Raw genomic sequence first — 16,556 nt, 5'->3', positions numbered from 1 at the left:
GCGGGGCAGGCACCTAGGGCTGGGCTTATTTCTTATCGAAGAACTGCGCCAGCGGCCGGGCAAACAGGCCGGTGGTGGTGGCCACGTACACCGAGTCGCGCAGCACGGCCATGCCCGTTACGCTGGCGCGCTCCAGGCCGTCGGCTTTCAGCGGCCGCACGCGGTAGTTGAGCCCCTGCCAGTGCAGCGTGTACAGCTGATCGAATTGGCTGCCCACGAGGCTGTCGCCCACAAAGTAAAAGCGCGACTGATCGAAGATGGCCGGGGCGCCGGTGTACTCCCGCCAGGTAAGGCCTTTGTCGGCGGAGGTGAGCAGGCGCCCCCATTCGGCATGGGCATAGGCCGTGCCGCCGTAAGTGTAAAACGCGTCGGTAAGCGGCGAGGAGCCCCACACCTGCCGGAACTGCCCGTCGGCCCCGATGCGGTACAAACCCCCGTCGCCTAGGTCGGCCACGAAGTAATCCTCGAGGGCAGCAATGTGGCGCACGTAGGGCATGCCCGCATTTCGGTCGACGGGAATGCGCACGACTTGCGCCCGTTGCACCAAGCCGGTGGCCGGGTTGATGGTAGCCAGCAGCAACGTGATGGGCTGTGCCGGGTCGTTGTTGTCGTAGGCAATAAGTACTTGGTTGGCCGCGCTGATGGCCGTGGTTTTAAACGGAATCATGTAGCGCGTGGCAAAGCGCACGGCCGTGGCATCGAGCCGGCGCAGGTGCACGTAGCCCGCCGGGGTGAGCGGGGCCGCGGTGGTGGACACCACCAGTAGCGAGTCGTAGGCGGGATAAGCAAAAAACGCCGGGGCCAGATCGAGGCGCACGCGCACATCCGAGGGCAAGCGGGCAGCGTGCACAACCAAGTTCTGGGGGGCTTGCCCCCAGTATTTGGTGAAATTGTACGGCTGCTGCAGAAATAGCTGGCGCCCGTCGGTGCCCATGCTTAGGATGGTTCGGTCGAGCCCGCGCAGGTTGCGCACTTCCGTCCAGCTGCGGCGGGCAGGCACCTCTACTTCTTTAATCTCGACGATGGGGTCTTTTTTGCAGCCGGCCAGGGCCAAAGCGCCCGCGCCCAGCAGGCAGCACGATAAATAGCGCATAGGTAAAAGATGCATGCGTAACGAACGGGCACCGGCCCGATAACCGCCGAAAGGTAGCACCCGCACACGGCCGAGCTTCGCTGGCCAAGCCAATTTTATTTGTTGAGAGGCCTGCGTGTACCTCCGGCGCCTAAATTGCACACGGCTTTGCACAACGAAACAGCCTTTTCTTCGTTGCTAGCGCAAACCATTACCCGTTGCTGTGGCCGTACGTCGACTGTTGCTGCTGGGGCTGCCGCTGCTGAGTAGCTGTGCCTCTGTTTATTTTCCGCCACCTGCTGCCGCTCCCATGCTCACCCAAAAGGGCGAGTTCAGCGGGGGCTTGCACACCAACTGGAAGGCCAACGTAACGGCGCAGGGGGCCTACGCCGCCGGCGAGCACGTGGGCATTATCGCCTCGGGCTCGTTTCTGCACACCAACGGCAAGCGCAAAGTTTACGACCAAGACTTTGGCGAAGTGGGGGCGGGCTACTACACCCGCTTCGGCGCCGACCAAAGCCGCATTTTGGAGGTATACGCCGGCGCCGGATACGGCAAAGGCAAGCGCACCGAGCGCACCCGCGCCGGCGAGGTAACCGAAACGGTAGAAGCCCGGCTCGAGAAGTACTTTGCGCAGGTAAACTACACCAAGAAAGACCGCGAGGAGTTTGAGTTCCTAGGTCGGACGTGGCCGTTCCGCTACGGGGCCGCCCTGCGCCTGAGCTACATGAACACGCCCGAACTGCGCCTGAACGGCCAGCGCATTCCTGGCGAGGACAACATCTTCTTCGAGCCCGTTACCTACACCCGCATCGGCTTGGTTGGCCCGCTGAAATTCCAAACCATGAGTGGCTGGAACTTCGGCCTGAAAAACCGCAAGTACCTCACGGCCGGCAACTCGGTGTTCAGCCTAGGTCTGATTATCAACGTAGGCGGCGACGGGCGAGGGGATTAGAAAGTCATCCGCTTCTCCTGAACGTCATGTCGAGCTGCAGGCTAGACATCTCGCGTGCTGATGGCAGGTAGTAATTACTATCCGGCGAGATGCTTCGCCTACGGCTCTGCATGACGACCTAGGTTTCTACGCAAGAATGGCTTCTAACAAAAAAGCCCCGGCTGATGAATCAGCCGGGGCTTTTTGTATTCGGAACCTAGGGTGCAATTACGCCTCTACTTTCTCGCCTTTCAGCACGCGCAGCATCGTCTCGCCGATTTCGGCGGGCGAGTCTACCACGTGAATACCGCACTCGCGCATGATGGCCATTTTCGCAGCAGCCGTGTCGTCGGCGCCGCCTACGATGGCACCGGCGTGGCCCATGCGGCGGCCGGGAGGTGCGGTTTGGCCGGCAATGAAGCCTACTACAGGCTTTTTGTTGCCGGTTTCTTTGATCCAGCGAGCAGCTTCGGCTTCCATGCCGCCGCCGATTTCGCCGATCATCACGATGCCCTCGGTTTCGGGGTCGTTCATGAGCAGCTCAACGGCTTCCTTGGTAGTGGTGCCGATGATGGGGTCGCCGCCGATGCCGATAGCCGTGGTTTGGCCCAGGCCGGCTTTGGTTAGCTGGTCTACAGCTTCGTAGGTCAGCGTGCCCGATTTCGATACGATACCTACGCGGCCTTTCGAGAAGATAAAGCCGGGCATGATGCCCACTTTGCACTCGCCGGCGGTCATTACGCCGGGGCAGTTCGGGCCGATCATGCGCAGGCCTTCGCGGTTTTTCAGGTACTCCTTCACCGCAATCATGTCCTTGGTCGGGATGCCTTCCGTGATGGTTACGATAACCTTGATGCCGGCATCAGCAGCCTCCATAATGGCGTCGGCAGCAAATGCCGGGGGCACGAAAATGATGGTGGTGTCGGCGCCGGTTTCGCGTACGGCGTCGGCTACGGTGTTGAATACGGGCTTGCCGAGGTGGGTTTGGCCGCCTTTGCCGGGCGTTACGCCACCCACTACGTTGGTGCCGTAGTCCATCATCTGCTGGGCATGGAACGAGCCTTCGGAGCCCGTGAAACCCTGCACAATCACTTTCGAGTCCTTATTGACCAGTACGCTCATGTGGGAATGGAGTGAAGATAAATCAGTGGAAAAGCCCGCCTACGGCGAGCCGTGCGCAAAGGTAGGCTTTTCGGCGGCTGAGGCAAGGCAAGAAACCAACCACCGCGGACATGGCCGGCCCTAGGTGGCGCGGGCTGCCCGGGCCGCAGGCAGGCGCGCGGGCCCTTGAGCCGGCAATAAGCCTGCGCGCCGGCAAAGGCGCGGCGCACAGGCTTATTGCCGGCGGCGGGCACAAACCGCGGCGCGGCGATGTTACCAACCGATTTGCAAAGGCAAACCCAAAGCCAGGCCGCGCGGCAATCGTTCGGCCGCACCGGCAAAACCGTACCTTTGCGCTTTCCCAATCTCCCACGCATGTACCTAAACAACATCGTTGAAGCCATCGGCAACACGCCGCTGGTGAAGCTCAATAAAGTAGCCGAGGGCATTCCCGGTACCATCCTGGCCAAGGTGGAGTACTTCAACCCCGGCAACTCGGTAAAAGACCGCATGGCCCTGCGCATGATCGAGGACGCCGAAAAGGCGGGCCTGCTCAAGCCGGGCGGCACCATCATCGAGGGCACCTCGGGCAACACCGGCATGGGCCTGGCGCTGGCGGCTATTGCCAAAGGCTACAAGTGCATCTTCACGATGTCGGACAAGCAAAGCAAGGAAAAGCAGGATATCCTGAAGGCCGTAGGCGCCGAGGTAATCGTGTGCCCCACCAACGTGGCCCCCGACGACCCCCGCTCGTACTACTCGGTGGCCCGCAAGCTGAACGCCGAAATTCCGAACTCGTTCTACCCGAACCAGTACGACAACCTCTCGAACACGGCCGCGCACTACGAAACCACCGGCCCCGAGCTGTGGGTACAAACCGAAGGTAAGATTACGCACTACGCCTGCGGCGTGGGCACCGGCGGCACCATGTGCGGCACCACCAAGTACCTCAAAGAGCAAAACCCCGGCCTCGTAAGCATCGGCCTCGATACCTACGGCTCGGTGTTTAAGAAGTACAAGGAAACGGGCATCTTCGACGAGAACGAAATTTACTCCTACAAGACGGAAGGCATCGGCGAAGATATTTTGCCCAAAAACGTAGACTTTGACCTGATCGACTTGTTCATCAAGGTAACCGATAAGGACGCCGCCGTGATGACGCGCCGCCTGGCCAAGGAGGAGGGCTTGTTCGTGGGTTGGTCGTGCGGCTCGGCCGTGCACGGTGCCCTCGAGTATGCCAAGGAAAACCTCAAGCCCGAAGACACGATGGTGATTGTGCTGCCCGACCACGGCACGCGTTACCTAGGCAAGATCTACAACGACGAGTGGATGCGCGAGCAGGGCTGGCTCGATTAAATTCAGTATCTTTAGCATACCCGACTGCAAAGCGTGGCCGGTATCGTTTTAACAATTTTAGGCCTACGCAATGTCACGCAAACTCAACCAGGTGGTGCTCATCGACGACAACGAAACCACCAGCTTCTTGAACAACCGGCTGTTGCAGCGGCTCGATTTGGCCGAAAACATCCTGCTGTTCACGAACGCCGAGCAGGCCTTTGCCCAGCTTTGGGGCAATGACGCAACGGCCACCGACCAGCGGCCCGACTTGGTTTTTGTGGACTTGAAAATGCCCGGCATGGATGGCTTTGAGTTCTTGAACCAATACAGCCAACTGCCCGCCGAAGTGCGCGACAAAACGGTGATGACCGTGCTGACCACCTCCATGCACTCGGCCGATACCTCGCGCGTGGCGCAGTACGAAGGCGTGGAATACTTGGCCAAGCCCCTCACTGAAGAAAAGCTGCGCGTACTGCTCGAGAAGCGTTTTGAAATGGTAGGCTAACCCTAACTAAGCAATACAAAAAAGGCCGCCCGGTGCACTCCGGGCGGCCTTTTTTGTATGCCATGCGGAGCAGTAGCACAGGTGCTACATGAGCACGGGCACAAACTCGAACTTCTCGCCGTCGAACAAGCCCTTGTCGCTCAGCTTGAGGGCCGGAATAACCAGCAGCGCCATAAACGACAGCGTCATGAACGGGGCGCGCAAAGGGCTGCCTAGGTGCTTGGCCAGCTGATCGACGGCGGTGTAGGCCTCGGCCACGGCGTAGCCTTCGCCATCCGACATGAGGCCGGCTACCGGCAGCGGGAGCAGCAATTCTTCGCCGTCGTCGCCCACGGCTGCTAAGCCGCCCTTGGCCGCAATTACCAAGTTTACGGCGCGGGCAATGGCCTCGTCGGAGCAGCCCACGGCTGTGATGTTGTGCGAATCGTGGCCCACGCTGCTGGCCAAGGCGCCGCGTTGCAGCCCGAACCCGCGGATAAACGCCACGGCGGGCTTGGTGTGGGGTTGATAACGGTTCACCACTGTCAGCTTGAGCACGTCGTTGGCTACATCGGGCACGAGCAGGCCGCTTTGCACAGGTACCTGGGCAGGGTCGGCGGCGGTGATCAGCTGGCCGTCGTAGCAACGGATGGCCCGCACCGGTGCCGTGGCAGCCGCGGCGCTGGGGGCACCTAGGGCAAAATCGGCGGGCTGCAGGGGCTGTGCCACAAAGTTGTTGGGCGCCGCGTTGCGGCCGGGCGGCAGCAGCGCGCGGCCTTGCTCGGCCACCAGTTGGCCGCGCAGGTAGGTTTGCTGAACCCGGAACTCCTGGAGGTTGTCCACCGCGATGAAATCGGCCGCGTCGCCTTCGCGCAGTTGGCCTAGGTCGAGGCGGTAGTGCTGCACCGGGTTGAGGCAAGCCGCCTGCAGCACCTTCCAGACTTCGATGCCGCGGGCCACGGCGCGGCGCACCAGCTCGTCGATGTGGTTGAGCACCAACGAATCGGGGTGCTTGTCGTCGGAGCAGAACATAATCTGGGCCGAATACTCGTGCAGCAAATCCACCAGCGCCTCGAAGTTGCGCGCCGCCGAGCCCTCGCGGATAAGAATGTGCATGCCGCAGGCCAGTTTGTCCAAGGCTTCGTCGGCGGTAAAGCACTCGTGGTCGGTGCTCATGCCGGCGGCGGCGTAGCGGCGGGCGTCGTCGCCGCGCAGGCCGGGCGCGTGGCCATCCACGGGGCGGCCGTATTGGCGGGCCAGGGCAATTTTGCGCATCACGTCGGCGTCGTGGTGCAGCACGCCGGGCCAGTTCATCATTTCGGCCAGGTAACCAATTTCGGGCCGCTGAAACAGCTGCTCGATGTCGTCGGCGGTGATGGTGGCGCCGGCCGTTTCGAACACCGTGGCCGGCACGCACGACGGCGCGCCAAAGCAAAAGTGAAACGGCGACTGCCGGGCGTTATCGAGCATGAACTCCACGCCGGCCACGCCCAGCACGTTGCCAATTTCGTGGGGGTCGGATACGGTGGCCACCGTGCCGTGCACCACCGCGAGGCGCGCAAACTCGGCCGGCACCAGCAAGGAGCTTTCTACGTGCACGTGCGCATCCACGAAGCCGGGCAGGGCATAGGGCAAGGCAGGGTCGGGGGCTGCCGCGTCGTAAGCAACCCGCTCGATGCGGCCGTTGGCTACCCAAATGGTGCCCGGGCGAATGGTTTTGTTGGGGATATCGACCACGTTGGCGCGCAACGCAAAATCAGCAGACATAGGCAAAGGGCAGAAACAACATCGAACAGAAGAAAGCGGCAAAGCCAGCCGGCAAAGAAGGTTATCTTTGTTTAAAAACCGATTAACCGGTGAGAAAGACCATAACCCTGCTGCTCTCGGCGCTTACCTTGGCTACGGCCACCCCGTTGCTTACGAGCTGTGCCCGCATGACGCCGCAGCAGAAGAAAACCGCTTCGTTTAAGCGCAAAGCCCGCGGCGGCAAAACGCCCTGCCCCTGCGAAAGCCACTAGCCGCACCCGGCACCTAGGGCGACTGCCGCCCCATCCGCCTGTTTTTTCAACCTACTTGCTTATGATCCACGTTTACCGACGCGGCCGCGCCTCGGCTTTGCGCAGCCTGTGCGCTGTCCTTTTTCTGGTAGGCATTCATACCAGCGCCTCGGCGCAGGCAGGCCTTATTGTGGGCCTGGTACGTGCCGCCGTAAACGTAACCCTGCTGGCCACCGCCGATACCGAGTTTGCACGCAAAGGCAAAGGCAGCTACCAGCTGGAAGCCGCCGCGGGCAGTTGGCAAACAGGCAAATTGCTGCTCACCAACAACCTGATAGAGGTAGAGGCCGGCAAAGAGGATCAACGGTACAGCCTAGGCGAGCTGCGCCAGGCTGTTATTGGCACCGATACGTTTGCGGTGGTGCACAGCGTGCAGTTTCCGCCGAGCGGCAAAGACAAGCGGCCCGTGCCGCCCACCACGGTGCTGGGCCGCCGCACCTGGCGCCGACCGCAGGTAGAGCTGTTCGAGTTTGCCAGTGCCGGCGGCATGGTGCCGGTGCTGCGCTTCCCCAACCAAAAAGCCCTGGCCCTGCCCACGCAGCGCAAAGAGTTTCAGCAGGCCATGCAGGCCGTGGTGGCCGACCACCCCGTGCTCAGCCAGCAGCTGCAAAGCGGCCAGCTCGACGCGACGCACACCCGCGCCATTTTGGATGCCTACCTCCGCAACAAGCCCGATGGCTTTAATACAACCGCCATTTTTGCCCAGTAGCCCATCGGCGCCGAGTAGTTTTTGCCAAAGCGTACATTTTCAATGAGTGTAGTAACCCGATTTGCGTGGCTGACGCTGGCCCTAGGTGCCGGGCCGGCCTGCGCGTATGGGCAGGCCTTCCCGAGCTACTCGCCGCCGCGTATGCCACCGCCCGTGCCGGGGCAGCCCGGCATGCCCATGTATTATGGCCCGCGCAATGCCGTAACGTTTGAGCGTGGCCGCTTTCAGTTGGTCGATGGCCGTTGGAACGACGCCCAACTGGCGCCCGGCATCGATAGCATTGCCGTAGCCAACGACGACCGCCGCAACAAAACGCCCACTTGGTACGACCCCCGCGAGGTGCAGCGCTACGTAGTGTGGCAGGATACCTTTGTGGTAGCCCGAAATTTTGTGGCGCGAAAAGCAACGGTGGAACGGGCGTTTGTGCGGCAGCTCTACCGCAAAGCCGGCTACGTAGTAATGCGCTACGACGCTCCCGAAACCCTGTTGCTGGCCACGCCGGGCGGAGCCTCGGTGCGGGTGTTGCCGAAAAAGCGGGCCGAGTTTCGGCAGGCTATGGCCGAGGTATTGCACGACCACCCCACGCTACCGCAGGAGCTGGGCAAGGTTGACGTAGGCCCCGAGCACATCGGCAAAATCCTTGATATATACCTGAGTTGGAAGGCTGTGGCCCCTCAGCCGGGTGCCGCGGCGCTGCCGCCCGCGCCCTAACCACTGCCGCGGACCGCCGGTTGCCGTAAGAGGTAGTTGTCTTCCGCTTTTACTTTCTGTGCCTATGTCCTCCGAAAACCCCCTTGCCCATATTCACCAGGCTGCCGAAGCCGTGCGCCAGCAGCTGCAGGTAAACGACTTCGACGAAGCCGCTGTGCAGCGCCTTGCTAACTTTATTGAAGAACAGCGGCCTTTGCTCAACCGCGACAACATCCAGGGCGTGGTGGTGGCCCTAGGTGCTTTTTTGGGCCAGTGCATGGTGCAGGCTTACCAAGGCGAATGGGCCACCGGCCCCGACGGCACCACGGGCGTGGGTTTTCGGGGCGAGCGGTTCTTCAACCCTTTCTTCCGGGTGGCGCTGCAATTTGACAATGGAATAAAGGAATCCGTAGCCGATTTTTACGCTTCGATACCGTCGAGATTGGCCGAGCCCGTAAAGCGGCGGGGTTGGATTCAGTAGGCACGCCTACTAGTACTTTCCTAAAAAAATCTTATTATTTTTTCATAATCGCCTCCCCAGAGGCGATTTTTTTTGCCCGCAATTCGGGTATCCAGCAAAACTTTTGTAACTACGTAATCACCCGTTAGCGGGTTCGTCCTTCTTTCCTTCTTTCTATTTCACCTATTGCCATGGAAGAGTTGCGTGCTGCCGCCGAAGCTGTGCGGCAACAGCTCAATGTACCCGCCTTCGACGAGGCCGCGGTTCAAATACTTGCTGAATTTATTGAAAAGCAGCGCCACGATATTGGCGATGCCGACAAAGTAAACGTAGTCAGTGCGTTGGGCTCGTTTTTGGGCGAGTGCATCATCCGCGCGTTTGGGGGCTGCTGGATACACAATGAAGCCGGGGTGGTGGGCATCCAACTTGGAGCGCATACCTTTGTGCGGCCGTTCGAGCATGTGGACCGCCAACTGACGCATGGACTCGCCGAATCGGTGTCTGGGTTTTACCAATCGGTACCCAGCCGCCTGACGGCGCAGCCCGCTCGTCGGTTGACGTGGATTCCGCTCCCGCTCCCGACGACGGCCCGCCGACCGCTCACCAGATGAAAAACATCGTCATAGCCATCGACGGCTACTCTTCCTGCGGCAAAAGCACTACGGCCAAAGCCGTTGCCGCCGAACTTGGCTATGCTTACATCGACACCGGGGCCATGTACCGCGGGGTCACGCTTTACCTGCTCGAGCACAACATCGCGTTCGAGGACTTGCCGCGGGTGGAGGAAGCCCTCCACAATATGCAGATTACCTTCAAGCGGAACCGCCGCACGGGGCGCAACGAACTGTGCCTCGACGGCGTCATCCGGGAGGATGAAATCCGCCAGATGCGCATTTCCAACGCTGTAAGCGAAGTGTCGGTTATTCCGGCCGTGCGCCACGCCATGGTGCGCCAGCAGCAGCGCATGGCCCGCAAGCGCGGCGTGGTAATGGATGGCCGCGACATTGGCACCACCGTGTTTCCCGACGCCGAGGTGAAAATCTTCATGACCGCCGACGTGCACACCCGCGCCATGCGCCGGCAAGTGGAGCTGGCCACCAAAGGCGAGCAAGTATCGCTCGACGACATTGTCCAGAACTTGCAGAAGCGCGACTACCTCGATTCGACGCGTGCCGAAAGCCCCTTGCGCCGCGCAGCCGATGCCGTGCTGCTCGACACCTCGCACATTACAATTGATGAGCAGGTGGATTTCGTCCTGGAGCGCGTATCCTCCGTATTGGTGGATGGGTTGCGGGCCGCCGAAATCGGCTGACAAAACGCCCGCCCCGGCAGAGTTTGGAATGATTCGTGCCCTAGGGTACGTTAGTCGGCAGAGCTGCGGGAAGGCCAGCCGGCTGGGCTAAAAGAACCGACCGACATGAACGTCACCATCGATAAGAATTCCGGGTACTGCTTCGGCGTGGAGTACGCCATTCAGATGGCCGAAGACGAGCTGGGCCACTCCGCGGAGCTGTACTGCTTGGGCGATATCGTGCATAACCGCATGGAGGTAGAGCGCCTGCACCAGCAGGGCCTGCGCGTGATTGACCGCGAACAGCTGGGTCAATTGCACGATTGCAAAGTGCTGATCCGGGCCCACGGCGAGCCGCCCGAAACCTATCAGCTGGCCCTGCGCAACAACATCGAGCTGATCGACGCCTCGTGCCCGGTGGTGCTGAAGCTGCAAAACCGCGTGAAGCACGCCTTCGACGCCACCACCCGCCAAAACGGGCAAATTGTGCTGTACGGCCAACCCGGCCACGCCGAGGTAACCGGCCTGAACGGCCAAACCGGCAACCGCGCCATTGTGGTGATGACCGAGCAAGACCTGGACCAGATCGACTTCCGGCGTCCGGTTACGCTTTTCAGCCAAACCACCAAGAGTACCGCGGGCTTTTACCGCATGAAGCAGATGATGGAGGAGCGCATTGCCGCTGCTGGTGGCGACCTAACCACCTTCGACGCCAACGACTCCATTTGCCGGCAAGTATCGAACCGCGAGCCGCAGCTGCGCAAGTTCGCGCACGAGCACGACGTGGTGGTGTTTGTGAGCGGCCGCAAAAGCTCCAACGGCAAAGCCCTGTTTGGGGTAGTCAACCACGAAAACCCGCGCAGCTACTTCGTAGAAAACGAGCAGGAGCTGCAAGACGATTGGTTTGAGGGCGCCACCTCGGTGGGCATTTGCGGCGCCACCAGCACGCCCATGTGGCTGATGCAGCGCGTGGCCGACCGCATTGCCGAAGTGGGCGAAGCCGTGGCGTAACCACCTTCGCTTAAAACCTGCTGCTTTTAGTAGTTTGCGCCTGGCTTTTGGCCGGGCGCTTTCTTTTTCGCCGCGATGAAAAAAATCCTTGGCTACTTTTTGCGTGGGCTGCTCATTCTGGCGCCCGTTACCCTCACCGTCTACATTCTGCTGGCCTTCTTGCAGTGGCTGAACAACTTGTTCACCATCGAGGGGTACCCGCCGGGGCTGGGGTTGCTGCTTATTGCGGTGCTGCTGACCATTGTGGGCTACGTGGGCACGCAGGTGCGGCCGTTCATCGTGCTGGGCGAACGAATCCTGAACCGCTTGCCCGTCATCAACATCCTGTATTCCAGTATCAAAGACATCTTTGATGCTTTGTTGGGCGAAGAGCAGAAGTTCAGCCAACCGGTGCTGGTGAAGGTGTTTGCCGGTACCGAGTGCTTTAAGCTGGGCTTTGTTACGCAGGAGTCGATGGCAGGCGTGCACCGCGACGACCTGACGGCCGTGTACTTCCCCGACTCTTACAACTTTTCGGGCGAGCTGCTGCTGGTGCCCCGCGAAAACGTGGTGCACCTCGATTTACCAAGCGCCCAGGTAATGAAGTTTATCGTTTCGGGCGGCGTGGCGAAGCTGTAAGTTCAATGAATAATGATCAATGAACAATGAGCAGTTGTGGGTGGGTTAATGGCCAGCTTCTGCGTACTGAATTGTTCATTGCTCATTGTTAATTGATCATTGACCATGTTCGTCGAATCGGGCGTTACCAAGCTGCATTACCAGGTGTATGGCCGCGGGCCGTTGCCGGTGCTGGCCTTTCACGGCTACGGCCAAAACGAAAGCCACTGGCGCAGCGTGGCGGCGTTGCTGGGCGAGCAGGTTACCATTTATTCCTTCGACCTGTTTTACCACGGCCGCAGCCGGCTGGGCAAGGCCGATTCGCCCATTCGCAAGCAACGGTTGGCCGAGCTCCTAGGTCGGTTTTTGCAGGAGCAGGGCATTGGGCACTTTGGGTTGCTGGCCTTTAGCATGGGCGCCAAGTTTGCCCTCACGCTGGCTGAGCACTTTACCGAGCGCGTAGCGCACCTTTGGCTCATTGCCCCCGACGGCATCAAAACGCAGTTCTGGTATTCGCTGGCTACTTACCCGCCTTGGATGCGCGGCGTGCTGGGCCGGGCCGTGCTGCGCCCCCAGCGCTTGCTCAACCTGATTGAGGCCCTAGGTCAGCGGCGCATCGTAGACACGGGACTGGTGCGCTTTGCCCAGTGGCAACTCGACAGCCGCGAAAAACGCCTGCGCGTGTACCGCAGCTGGACGGGCTTCCGCCACCTCGTGTTCGATACGCGGCGGCTGGTGCAAGTTCTCAACCAGCGGCCCACGCCCGTCACGTTTTTCCTAGGTCGCTACGATCGGGTAATTCCGCACGCCGGGCTGCGCGAGTTTATCGGCTCGCTTCGCAACGCCCACACCGTGATACTGGAAACCGGCCACGCCGGCCTGATCTACGACGTGGCGAGCTACTTGCGCCGCCACCCCGAGGAGCTGCGCTGGGCCTAAGCTTCGGAAAGGGCGGCTAGCTCGCGTTCGTAGAGGTGCAGGTTTTCCTCATCGAACAGCACAAACACCACTATTTCGGGCAACTCGTGGTGCAGCAGGTAGTCGCGCACGGTTTGCACGGCAATGCGCGCGGCCTCGGCTTTGGGGTAGCCATAAATACCCGTGCTAATGCCCGGAAACGCAATGCTGCGCAGCTGGTGCTCGGCGGCCAGCTGCAGGGAGTTGGTGTAGCAGTTGGCCAGCTGTTGGGGCTCCTCTTGCCCGCCGCCCTGCCACACCGGCCCCACGGTATGAATAACGTGGCGCGCGTGCAGCTTGCCGCCGCCGGTAATTACGGCTTTGCCCGTGGCCAAATTGCCCTGCCGCGCCCGAATCGTGCGGCACTCGTCGAGGATTTGGGCGCCGCCGGCCCGGTGAATGGCCCCGTCGACGCCGCCGCCACCTAGGAGCGAGGAGTTGGCCGCGTTGACGATGGCGTCGGTATCGAGCCGGGTGATGTCGCCGTGGGCGAGCATGATGCGGCCGAATGCGTGGGAAGCAGAGTGGGGGAGTGACATGCTGCAACGGAAAGCGTGGAAAACCAAAGACCGACGAAGGCCGACGGCGGCCGACACTTCGTCGGTCTTTTTAGACGGTTCGGCCCCAAATGGTTGCCGTTCGGTACATAAATTATTGACCTAGGGTACTCACCTGCAGTACATTCGGGTATTCTCATCACCCCGACCGATACCAAACACTGTCATGGCTACCCCCGACCGCGACCCCCAACTCTGGCGTATGGCCAAAACGCGCGCGCAGTTCAAATCGCACGCGCTTACCTACGTGCTCGTTAATGCGCTGCTCTGGACGATTTGGGCCCTCACCAGCCGCCATTCGGGCAACTACGGGCTGCCCTGGCCGGTGTGGCCCACCTTGTTCTGGGGCATTGGCCTGGGCATTCAGGCGGTGGCTACCTACGGCCGCTTCGGGCAGGAAAGCTGGTCGGAGCGCGAGTACGAGCGGCTGTTGCGCGAGCGGCAGGCCGGCCGCCTGTAGCGCCTCGGCACCTGCAACCTTTGCGCGGGGGCGGCAGTTGGTAGCGGTATGATCCGCCGACTGCTGCCCCTGCTTTTGTTGCTGCCCCTGGCCGGGGCAAACCCCGTTGCCGGCCCCGATAACCTAGGAAGCATTAAGCTGCCGGCCGGTTTCCGCATCAGCTACTTTGCCCAGAACGTGGGCGGGGCGCGCTCCTTGGCCCTAGGTGCCGACGGCACTGTGTACGTGGGCACCCGCGGCAACAAGGTGTACGCGCTGCCCGACCGCAACCGCGACGGCCGCGCCGACGAGGTGGTTACCGTGGCCGCCAACCTGAACGAGCCCAACGGCGTGGCCGTGCGCAACGGCGCCCTGTACGTGGCCGAAATCAGCCGCATTTTGCGCTACGACAACATTGCCGCCCGCCTAAAGCAAAACCCGCGGCCCGTGGTGGTGTACGACCAACTGCCCGACCGGGAGCACCACGGCTGGAAGTACATCAACTTCGGGCCCGATGGCAAGCTCTACATCCCGGTGGGGGCGCCCTGCAACGTGTGCCTGCCCGAGCAGCGCATCTTTGCTACCATCAACCGCCTGAACCCCGACGGTACGGGCCTCGAAACCGTGGCCTACGGCGTGCGCAACTCCGTGGGCTTCGACTGGAGCCCCGTAGATAAGACGTTGTGGTTTACCGACAACGGCCGCGACATGCTCGGCAACGACAAGCCCGCCTGCGAGCTGAACCGCCTGGCCGCGCCGGGTCAGCACTTTGGGTTTCCGTACGTGCACCAGGGCGACATCCTCGATCCGCAGTTTGGCCGGGGCAAAAGCCCAAGCGCCTTCGTGCCGCCGGCGCGCAAGCTGGGCCCGCACGTAGCCCCGCTGGGCATGAAGTTTTACACCGGGCGCATGTTTCCGGCGCCGTATCGCAACCAGATATTTATTCCGGAGCACGGCTCCTGGAACCGCGCCAGCAAAATCGGTTACCGCATTACGCTGGTGCGCCTCGATGCCACCGGCAAGCAAGCCATTAGCTACGAAACCTTTGCCTCGGGCTGGCTGCAGGGCGAGCGAAGCTGGGGCCGCCCCGTGGCGTTGCTGGTAATGCCCGACGGCTCGCTGCTTGTTTCCGACGACCAGAACAACTGCGTGTACCGCATCAGCTACGCGGGCTAGCGGCACCTAGGGCCGGGCCAAATAAAAAAAGACCCCGCGTACCTACCTACTGGCAGCCGCGCCCGTATTTTGCCGCTGTGAAAAAGGCCCACCCCCGACGACCCCCGAAGCGTATCGTAGGCCGCCGCGAGCTTGTCGACTTTCCGCAGTTTCAGCTGCGGGGGGTAGAGGCCAAGGTGGACACCGGCGCGTTTACGGGCGCCATCCACTGCTCCAACATCCACGTGGATACCTTGCCCGACGGGCGCCCGCTGCTGCGCGTGCTGCTGCTCGACGATGCGCACCCCGCGTTCCACGGCCGGCCGCTTCAGTTCGAGGAGTTTTCGCTGCGCGACATTCGCTCCTCCAACGGCGAAGTGCAGGAGCGTTACGTAATTAGGGCCGTAATTCGCTTGTTCGGCGAAGATTTCGAGACGGAATTTTCGCTTTCCGACCGCTCCGATATGAAGTACCCCGTACTTATTGGCCGGTTGTTGTTGCGCCGGGCCCGGTTGATGGTGGATGTGTCGAGGCGCAACGTGTCGTACAAAAGCCAGCACCTGCACATCGCCGAGTAACCGGCGGCCGGCCCTTTGTTTTCTTCCTCTGCTATACCCCCCGTTTACCATATGAAACTGGCGATTCTCTCGCGTGAGCCCAAGCTGTACTCCACGAAGCGCCTGGTGGAAGCGGCCGAGCTGCGCGGCCATCAGGTTGAAGTCGTTGACCATTTGCAGTGCAACCTGGTGCTCGAAAAAGGCGCGCCCAGCATTGTGTACGAGGGCCGCAAACTCGAAGGCTTCGATGCCATCATCCCGCGCATCGGGGCCTCGGTCACCTTCTACGGCACGGCCGTAGTGCGCCAGTTTGAAATGATGAAAGTGCGCACCGCCATCGAAAGCCAGGCCATTGTGCGCTCCCGCGACAAGCTGCGCTCGATGCAGATTTTGGCGCGCGCCGGCGTGGGCATGCCCAAAACCGCCTTCACCAATTACTCCGACGAGGTGCTGGAGATGATTCAGCAGGTGGGCGGTGCACCGGTTATCATCAAGCTGCTCGAGGGCACGCAGGGCCTGGGCGTGGTGCTGGCCGAAACCGAAAAAGCAGCGCAGTCGGTTATTGAGGCCTTCCACAACCTCAAGGCCCGCATTATTGTGCAGGAGTTTATTGCCGAAAGCAAAGGTGCCGACCTGCGCGCATTTGTGGTGAACGGCGAGGTGGTAGGGGCCATGAAGCGCCAGGGCAAAGAGGGCGAGTTTCGCTCGAACCTGCACCGCGGCGGCACGGGCAAGCTGGTGAAGCTGACGCGCGCCGAAAAAGCCGCTGCCCTGCTGGCTACCAAAGCCTTGGGCCTAGGTATTGCCGGCGTGGATATGCTGCAGAGCAAGCGCGGCCCATTGGTGCTGGAGGTAAACTCGTCGCCGGGGCTGGAGGGCATCGAAAAAGCCACCGGCCTCGATATTGCCGGCAAAATCATTGAGTACACCGAGGAGTTGAGCAAGCGCAAAAAAGACAGCAAGAAGAAAGTAGGCCCCAAATCGGCGGCCAAAACCTTGCCCGATACCCAATCGGATTGACGGCCGTTGGCGGCTGCGCATTAGCTGCGGTGCCAAAATCACCTAGGGGGGTAAGCAGCTGGTAAATAGGGCGCTTGCGCGGTAACGTTTACGCAAGTGCCTGTTGCAGTTGCCGCCGTGGCTTTGC

Annotated in this window: 19 protein-coding genes and 1 pseudogene; 16 read left to right on the top strand and 4 right to left on the bottom strand. The window is 61.2% G+C overall.

Features of this window, described 5'->3' with window-relative positions:
• Positions 1-25 precede the first annotated feature (25 nt).
• On the bottom strand, positions 26-1,093 hold the full coding sequence (locus D3Y59_RS09760; RefSeq protein ID WP_119444885.1) for a hypothetical protein: 1,068 nt from the start codon (positions 1,091-1,093) through the stop codon (positions 26-28).
• Between the two features lie 202 nt (positions 1,094-1,295).
• Between D3Y59_RS09760 and D3Y59_RS09755 the strand changes: the two genes are divergently transcribed.
• Positions 1,296-2,027 carry an outer membrane beta-barrel protein gene (locus tag D3Y59_RS09755; RefSeq protein WP_162910670.1) on the top strand — a complete coding sequence of 244 codons (732 nt, stop codon included), beginning with the start codon at positions 1,296-1,298 and terminating at the stop codon, positions 2,025-2,027.
• A gap of 207 nt (positions 2,028-2,234) precedes the next feature.
• Here the strand turns inward: D3Y59_RS09755 and sucD are convergent, their stop codons facing one another.
• Complete coding sequence (gene sucD / locus D3Y59_RS09750) at positions 2,235-3,128, bottom strand: succinate--CoA ligase subunit alpha (protein ID WP_059067355.1); 894 nt, start codon at positions 3,126-3,128, stop codon at positions 2,235-2,237.
• Positions 3,129-3,482: 354 nt separating this feature from the next.
• On the opposite strand from sucD, the pseudogene D3Y59_RS09745 reads away from it, so the two are divergent.
• Together D3Y59_RS09745 and D3Y59_RS09740 are read left to right on the top strand one after the other, a co-directional pair.
• Positions 3,483-4,460 (top strand): annotated as a pseudogene (locus D3Y59_RS09745) (PLP-dependent cysteine synthase family protein); the annotation flags it as partial.
• Between the two features lie 73 nt (positions 4,461-4,533).
• Positions 4,534-4,950, top strand: a complete 417-nt coding sequence (locus D3Y59_RS09740; protein ID WP_119444883.1) for a response regulator — start codon at positions 4,534-4,536, stop codon at positions 4,948-4,950.
• Between the two features lie 84 nt (positions 4,951-5,034).
• On the opposite strand, the gene ade is transcribed toward D3Y59_RS09740, so the two are convergent.
• A complete protein-coding gene (gene ade / locus D3Y59_RS09735) occupies positions 5,035-6,696 on the bottom strand; it encodes an adenine deaminase (protein ID WP_119444882.1) in 1,662 nt (553 codons plus the stop codon).
• A gap of 89 nt (positions 6,697-6,785) precedes the next feature.
• On the opposite strand from ade, the gene D3Y59_RS18295 reads away from it, so the two are divergent.
• From D3Y59_RS18295 to D3Y59_RS09695, 9 genes are all read left to right on the top strand, one after another.
• A complete protein-coding gene (locus D3Y59_RS18295; RefSeq protein ID WP_160328108.1) occupies positions 6,786-6,947 on the top strand; it encodes a hypothetical protein in 162 nt (53 codons plus the stop codon).
• Between the two features lie 61 nt (positions 6,948-7,008).
• On the top strand, positions 7,009-7,695 hold the full coding sequence (locus D3Y59_RS09730; RefSeq protein ID WP_119444881.1) for a hypothetical protein: 687 nt from the start codon (positions 7,009-7,011) through the stop codon (positions 7,693-7,695).
• 42 nt (positions 7,696-7,737) lie between these two features.
• Positions 7,738-8,406, top strand: coding sequence for a hypothetical protein (locus D3Y59_RS09725; RefSeq protein WP_119444880.1), 669 nt, complete (start codon positions 7,738-7,740; stop codon positions 8,404-8,406).
• Between the two features lie 64 nt (positions 8,407-8,470).
• Positions 8,471-8,866 (top strand): hypothetical protein, encoded by a 396-nt coding sequence (locus tag D3Y59_RS09720; RefSeq protein WP_119444879.1) that lies wholly within the window; start codon positions 8,471-8,473, stop codon positions 8,864-8,866.
• A gap of 170 nt (positions 8,867-9,036) precedes the next feature.
• Positions 9,037-9,456, top strand: a complete 420-nt coding sequence (locus tag D3Y59_RS09715) for a hypothetical protein (protein ID WP_119444878.1) — start codon at positions 9,037-9,039, stop codon at positions 9,454-9,456.
• Positions 9,453-10,157, top strand: a complete 705-nt coding sequence (gene cmk, locus D3Y59_RS09710; RefSeq protein ID WP_119444877.1) for a (d)CMP kinase — start codon at positions 9,453-9,455, stop codon at positions 10,155-10,157. The genes D3Y59_RS09715 and cmk overlap by 4 nt, the downstream gene beginning before the upstream one ends.
• Before the next feature lie 105 nt (positions 10,158-10,262).
• Complete coding sequence (locus tag D3Y59_RS09705) at positions 10,263-11,147, top strand: 4-hydroxy-3-methylbut-2-enyl diphosphate reductase (RefSeq protein ID WP_119444876.1); 885 nt, start codon at positions 10,263-10,265, stop codon at positions 11,145-11,147.
• 75 nt (positions 11,148-11,222) lie between these two features.
• A complete protein-coding gene (locus tag D3Y59_RS09700; RefSeq protein ID WP_119444875.1) occupies positions 11,223-11,765 on the top strand; it encodes a DUF502 domain-containing protein in 543 nt (180 codons plus the stop codon).
• 105 nt (positions 11,766-11,870) lie between these two features.
• Positions 11,871-12,683, top strand: a complete 813-nt coding sequence (locus D3Y59_RS09695) for an alpha/beta fold hydrolase (protein WP_119444874.1) — start codon at positions 11,871-11,873, stop codon at positions 12,681-12,683.
• On the opposite strand, the gene D3Y59_RS09690 is transcribed toward D3Y59_RS09695, so the two are convergent.
• Entirely contained in the window at positions 12,680-13,240 is a 561-nt protein-coding gene (locus D3Y59_RS09690; RefSeq protein WP_119444873.1) for an O-acetyl-ADP-ribose deacetylase, read from the bottom strand. The two genes, D3Y59_RS09695 and D3Y59_RS09690, sit on opposite strands and share 4 nt — an antisense overlap.
• Before the next feature lie 184 nt (positions 13,241-13,424).
• Here D3Y59_RS09690 and D3Y59_RS09685 point away from each other — a divergent pair, with 184 nt between their 5' ends.
• The 4 genes from D3Y59_RS09685 (at position 13,425) to rimK (ending at position 16,429) form a co-directional block, all read left to right on the top strand.
• On the top strand, positions 13,425-13,718 hold the full coding sequence (locus tag D3Y59_RS09685; protein WP_119444872.1) for a 2TM domain-containing protein: 294 nt from the start codon (positions 13,425-13,427) through the stop codon (positions 13,716-13,718).
• A gap of 48 nt (positions 13,719-13,766) precedes the next feature.
• On the top strand, positions 13,767-14,873 hold the full coding sequence (locus D3Y59_RS09680; RefSeq protein ID WP_119444871.1) for a PQQ-dependent sugar dehydrogenase: 1,107 nt from the start codon (positions 13,767-13,769) through the stop codon (positions 14,871-14,873).
• Positions 14,874-14,950: 77 nt separating this feature from the next.
• Positions 14,951-15,430: an ATP-dependent zinc protease family protein gene (locus D3Y59_RS09675; RefSeq protein WP_119444870.1), complete on the top strand. Its 480-nt coding sequence runs from the start codon at positions 14,951-14,953 to the stop codon at positions 15,428-15,430.
• 51 nt (positions 15,431-15,481) lie between these two features.
• Positions 15,482-16,429: a 30S ribosomal protein S6--L-glutamate ligase gene (rimK, locus tag D3Y59_RS09670; protein WP_119444869.1), complete on the top strand. Its 948-nt coding sequence runs from the start codon at positions 15,482-15,484 to the stop codon at positions 16,427-16,429.
• The last annotated feature ends 127 nt before the right edge of the window (positions 16,430-16,556 follow it).

The sequence above is a fragment of the Hymenobacter oligotrophus genome, assembly GCF_003574965.1.
GTDB lineage: Bacteria > Bacteroidota > Bacteroidia > Cytophagales > Hymenobacteraceae > Solirubrum > Solirubrum oligotrophum.
Note: the sequence above shows the minus strand (reverse complement) of the source record. Positions and strands in the feature narration are given on the sequence as shown.